Source organism: Bacillus cereus (assembly GCF_015071065.1).
Lineage (GTDB): Bacteria > Bacillota > Bacilli > Bacillales > Bacillaceae_G > Bacillus_A > Bacillus_A cereus_BA.
The window spans coordinates 22076-28075 of the sequence record NZ_VOVA01000029.1; the positions used below are offsets into that span (position 1 = coordinate 22076).

A 6000-nucleotide genomic window follows, 5' to 3' on the forward strand; every position below is an offset into this window, starting at 1 on the left:
TACAACGTCAATTATAGTAGAGGTTGTTTCTTTTTTATAAAGGTTATGTGTAGGGAATTTAAAGATTTTCATACGAAATAAACCCTAACGGGTTTCATTTTTTTGAATTAAGCCGCTTGATTATCAGACATGGTACAATTGTAAACGACACCTAATATATCAAAGACTGTTTTCTTCTCATATCGATGAGATTTTCGCCCGTTTTGCTGTAAGAGATTGAACAGGCGAATTAGAATCTTTGATAGCTCTTGGGTGTCTTTCTGTATAGCTTGGAAAAGAAGAAGAAAATAATCTTTAATCATATATATGGCCTTATATTCACTCAGTTCTCGTTTCTTTTTCATAAGAAGTAATTGTCGCATTTGAAACATGGTTGAAGAACAGAGTAGAATGGCAATCAGTTGTCCATACAAATGGCATTCCAATCGTTCTCGTTTTATCTTTTTACAATGATGAATATGAAAGAATGATTTCCACGTTTTAAATAAAATCTCGATTTGCCAACGTAAAGAATACCAATCATGTACTTGTCCCATCGGGACAATATCTGTAGGGGTGTTTGTCATATATACATTGATACCACTGAGTCGTTTACTACGAGGAGAATACTTCATTCCTTTCTTTTTCTCTCGAACAGCTTGATCTTGTAGACGTTTTTTTTGCTGTTCTTCTGTAAGTCTATGAACAATCACACGAGTTGGTACTTTATCAGTCATTCCTATATAAGCGTTGGATATTTCACATGTTTGTCCTGGTTGAAGAGAGTTCATTAAGATCTCCATATCTATCTGTATATACTCTGTACCTTTCTTGATTCTTCCATCTTGAAAATAATCGGGATTGGGATTTTTTTGATAAATACGTGTATTCGACTTGATGCGAGAGATATAGTACGCCTTTTTATCTTGTATATGTTGAAGATCTTTCAAATGAAAATAACCTAAATCTCGGATACATAAATCATTCGCTGTTACAGTTGGGACACACAGAGAACCGTAGGTTCGATCATGTTGTTTACCTGGACCTGTATGAATATGTAGGAACTGTCCATTTAATAGATCATACTCAAGTTGGATCTTTACCCCCGCTGTATGGCTGCATCCTCCTGCACCCGGATAAATGAATGCAAAGGGATCTGGGAGTTGAAATGCAGTTGAATCTAAAATACGAATACGCTTGAAAACAGAAGTATATGGAGAAGAAATCGGCATAGACGAGACCAATTTTTTGTTTAGTAGTTCAGCTAATATGTGTTGTAAAAATTGGACGGCCGCTTTATTAAATCGTTGATTCAGTCCCTCAGGACTGATGAGCACTTCTGTTGATACTTCTAAACAGCTAGATAATTGAGTTAAAGAAGTTGTAGCGACATTTTGGCTCATCCATACACATAAAGCGACTAAATCCTTTGCTTGGTATTTACTGGTTCGTTGTACAAAACCAACATCTCTAGCAAGATCTCGTAAGATATTTGGAGATAAACAGCTTTGAATCTCTTGAGCAAATAGTTGTAATTCATCGGATACAGAAATAGACATACAAAAACGCCATCCTTTCCTATGATTCTACAGAAAGAATAGCGTATTTTTGTAACGGTGACATAAAGTTTGGTAAATTAATATAGATAAACTTAATAAATTTTCATCTATCAACTATACCGAAGTCATATTCGCTATAATCAAATAGTTAGAGAAAAATTTATACTTGTTTCTGTTGTTAGGTTTCCTTAGCGTGACAAAATTCACATTAGTTTATGCTGGAATTTGTTTAATAGTAAATGTTCTCCAAATAGTTCTTCAATATGTTGCTTGAATTGTTCGATATGCATATTTTCCTCTCCCTTTTATAATCTCATTCCCGCAAAAATTATAATTCTATGACTCTATCGCATACTTGTGCTACATATGGATCATGCGTGACAATAACAATTGTCTTTCCCTCTTTATTTAGATTTTTTAAAATTTGTATGATTTCATTTCTATTGTTATCATCTAAAGAGCCTGTTGGTTCATCGGCCAATATTAACTCGCAAGGCTTTAGAAGTATCCTTGCTATGGCAACCCTTTGTTGTTCACCACCTGAAAGCTCGTGTATTTTTTGCTGTAATGATACGCTCAGTCCAACTTTTTCTAAGGCGGCTGCTTTTAGTTCTTTCTTTTCCGTCTTTGTTTTTTTTGCATAAATCAAGGGAATTTCTAAATTTTTATTTACAGTATCATTGTCGATGAGTGCATAATTTTGAAAGAGATACGACATTCTTGTCCTCAGAAGCTTATTTGCTTTACTAGAACCCATATTAGGACTCTCTGCACCAAATAATTTAGCGACTCCGCTATCTGGGTTCTCTAGCATTCCTATAATATTTAGAATCGTTGTTTTACCAGATCCGCTTTTTCCAGTAATTGCAACCATTTCCCCTTCATAAATTTTTAAATTGAACTCATCTAAAACTGCATGACTTCCATAACTTTTACAAACATCTATTAGTTCACATATATATTGCATACGTTTATATTAACCTCCCTTTATCACCGTTTTTTTATTTCTTCGTTCCATCGTGATTAATGCAATAATTGAGGCGGTAAATTCAATTAAAATAAGCATTGCCACCACTGTAAGTAATTTCAAATCAAACTCTTTCTTTACGATGAAGCAAATTGATAGTTGTACAATCCACATTAATACAAATTGCAACATGTATCCCTTATATGTTCTAAAAAAATCTACGCCAAATAAGCGATGCACCACTATTTTCTGCTGATTTTTATTGAAATACACAATAATATTCTGTGTTACCAAAAATAATATGCCGACAATTAGTCCACTAGTAACCGTCAATAGTATTTTCATTGTTTTTTGCAGATTGTATATATCTTTTGAAATATATTGGTCAACTGTTACAAGATATCTTAAATTATCATCTAATCCTAATCTTTTAAGTTCTGGCTCTAGTGTCTTATACGTTAATCCTGCATCTCGCTTTATCAACTTAATTTTTAAAGGATCCTTCGCCCCTCCGCCCAATATAAGATCTCTTTCTCCAACAAAACTATTCTTCTCTGTCATTACTTCAATAATTTCATCTCTAATTTTGTTATTGTCAGATTTATATACATCTGGATTGAAACTAAAGATTTCCTGATTATTCTTTATCCAAATAATGTCTATTTTTCGATTACGTAAATGATTCGGGACCTCTCTGTGCATTTTTTTTTCTTCATATTCTATTGCTGGCTTTCTCCGTTCTTTAAAAAAGCGAAGAATTTCTTTTTCCCTGTTCTGATATTTTTCAGGTACTAATAAAATCCAGTTTTCCGTATCTTCTGAAACTTGCACGCGCTGGTTATGTATGTCATATAGCGGAAATTCGCGAAGGTAATTATTATTTACGGTAACTGACCAAATTCCTTTATAATCTTTATTTCTAGACAATTCTATTTCTTCATACTCCTTGGAATCAATTAATACCGCTCCCATTTTATTCAAAATAGGATACAAATCACCATTTATACTTGACTCCGTTTTATGCATCCCTTGTTGTTCTTCATCATTCCCTACAGAAAGCGGATAAAAGACACCATAATCTTTGTTTTTCTCCCAGTTTTTTAAATTCACTTGTTTTTCTTTCACTGTAATATATTGTTCTAAAATAGACGTCCCTAATAAAACAAATATAATAGAACAAGTAACTTTCAACAGCGTATTGAATACAAATATACCTTTTGTATCTTTTCTATTTTTAATCATTTGATTGACTTTAATTTTAGAAATATAAAAATATGAAACGAGAGATAATATTGTAATAATGAGATACGTTTTACATTGATCGAACATAATGGTGTAGATAAACCCTGAAGTTACATTTTTTACGAAAGCAGTTGCAAGTACGGAAATACCTATCGATAAAACAAACATACTAGCAATGGTTCTACCTATAACGATAAACCATAAACGCACATTCGATACGCCGTGCATTTTTATAACGCCAATCCTTTTCGCTTCGTTAAATACATAATAAATGAGAAAACATAGGAGCACGATAAACACCATATACTGAATATAGGATAAAGAATTAATTGGTGAATCGAGAGCTTCTTCGTTATTACTAAGATTCCGTTTAAAATCGTCAGCAACAATATACTGTTTCGGCTTAAAATGCTGATTTAACTTTTTAGAGAAAAGCTTTAAAAATGCATCGTATGATTTATCATCTACTCCTTCTACAACATATCTTCCTGCCATAGGTAAATGTTCGTACGACGTTTGAAGCGATTTAATTGTAATCACATGATTATCTCCAAAATCTTTTATTACTCCCTTTTGTTTTGTATCTTTCGTATGTACTGTCGATAAAAAAGCATTACCTTGGAATGTGTCTTTTGGCTTTAACACATCCCCCCCACTTAACTGAAACTGTTTAAAATATATCGTTTCAGTTGTTAGTAACACATACTTCAAAATTTCTGCCTGTTCATCTTCATGATACGCAACATTTGTACGAAAAATATTTGTATGTGACTCCTTTGCTGCCTCGAGTAATATAGGATAAATTTCACTAGGATTCGCAAAACCCAGTACATCTGGGATAACAAACTCTTTACCTATCCTCTGTTCTACCTTTTCCATTTTTTCAAATTCTTTATGATCCGTTTGTTGAAATGCAATAAAACCTGACAATATAGAAGCTACAATAAGAAAAAACACAACTACTTTTTTCATAACACCCTCCCCTGTAATATTTTAGTATATTTCAATAAAAATGGAAACATCAGGGTGAATGTTGCCTATATGACTTTATTTTCAATCATTATTTTTCATTTCAAAATGGCGTACCGCCCCATGCCCATCAAGCTAAGATTAAGTAAAATTCCGTTCTACTAGACCTTTTCTGTTTTCTAAAGAAGTGATATCAACTATCTCAAAATCTGTATACCAAATAAACCCTATCGGGTTTCAATTTTTTGGATTACGCTAAATGATTATGAGACATAGAAACGTTGTATACGACGCCTAAGATATCAAAGACTGTTTTCTTCTCATACATATGAGATTTTCGTCCGTTTTTCTGTATGAGATTGAACAGACGAAACAATATCTTTGTTAATTCTTGGGTATCTTTTTGTAAAGATTGATAAATAAGTGGAAAATAATCTTTTATGATATAAATCGCTTTATATTCGCTTAATTCTCGTTTCTTCTTGATAAGGAGTAATTGGCGCATTTGAAACATGGTGGAGGAATAAAGAAGGATACTTATTAATTGTCCATATAAGTGACATTCTAGCCGTTTTAATTTTACAGAATTATATTGATGAATACGAAAAAATGATTTCCATGCTTTAAATATAAGTTCAATTTGCCATCGTAAGGAGTAAAAATCGTTTACTTGTTCCTTTGGTAGATATTCCAAAGGAATATTTGTAATGTAAAAGTTAATTGCACTAAGCCGTTTACTGCGTTCTTTATAGGGGGTAGCACAACATCGCTTTCAAGTTAAAAAACACATTCTTCCCCAAAACGATAAAAATGAACTTCGGTGCTATAAAAAAACAAAATTTCCATTTAGGGGTACTTTAAAATCTTAGCTTGATGGCAATGTGGCGGTACCCCAAATAATACAAAGAGGATTCGTGTTAAGTATTTTTATATTTTAATTGAAAAGGAAAGATAATAAGTGATAAAAAAATACATCAATTTTTTGTGAATTTGCATCCAATATCATTTATATTAATTATAGTAATTTTAAGCTATTTAATTACCAGACCATTTACTTTATCATTACCAGAAATACAAAGTCATCCTTCTCAGAATGAACCTATATATCATCAAATTTTATCAGTTTTAATTATAGCTCCTATAGTAGAAACTTTAATTTTCCAAGTTTTTTTATTCTGGATTCTTCGTTGTATTCCCTGGATTCGTAAACATGATTTATTAATGATTTTAATTGCAGCATTAATGTTTGGTTTATATCATCCATTTGGGATAACTTATATAATA

At 32.2% G+C, this 6000-nt stretch carries 4 protein-coding genes and 1 pseudogene; 1 reads left to right on the forward strand and 4 read right to left on the reverse strand.

The features are described from left to right. Positions 1-107 precede the first annotated feature (107 nt). The 4 genes and pseudogenes from FT637_RS27865 to FT637_RS27880 all read right to left on the reverse strand — a co-directional run. Positions 108-1538, reverse strand: coding sequence for an IS4 family transposase (locus FT637_RS27865; RefSeq protein ID WP_193649012.1), 1431 nt, complete (start codon positions 1536-1538; stop codon positions 108-110). Between the two features lie 328 nt (positions 1539-1866). Then, positions 1867-2505 carry an ABC transporter ATP-binding protein gene (locus tag FT637_RS27870; protein ID WP_193649013.1) on the reverse strand — a complete coding sequence of 213 codons (639 nt, stop codon included), beginning with the start codon at positions 2503-2505 and terminating at the stop codon, positions 1867-1869. Positions 2506-2514: 9 nt separating this feature from the next. Continuing rightward, complete coding sequence (locus FT637_RS27875) at positions 2515-4719, reverse strand: bacteriocin-associated integral membrane family protein (RefSeq protein ID WP_193649014.1); 2205 nt, start codon at positions 4717-4719, stop codon at positions 2515-2517. Between the two features lie 247 nt (positions 4720-4966). Continuing rightward, positions 4967-5467 (reverse strand): annotated as a pseudogene (locus FT637_RS27880) (transposase); the annotation flags it as partial. A 233-nt stretch (positions 5468-5700) separates the two neighbouring features. Here FT637_RS27880 and FT637_RS27885 point away from each other — a divergent pair. Further along, positions 5701-6000 (forward strand): type II CAAX prenyl endopeptidase Rce1 family protein (locus FT637_RS27885; RefSeq protein WP_319805977.1); only part of this gene is annotated, 300 nt, incomplete at its 3' end.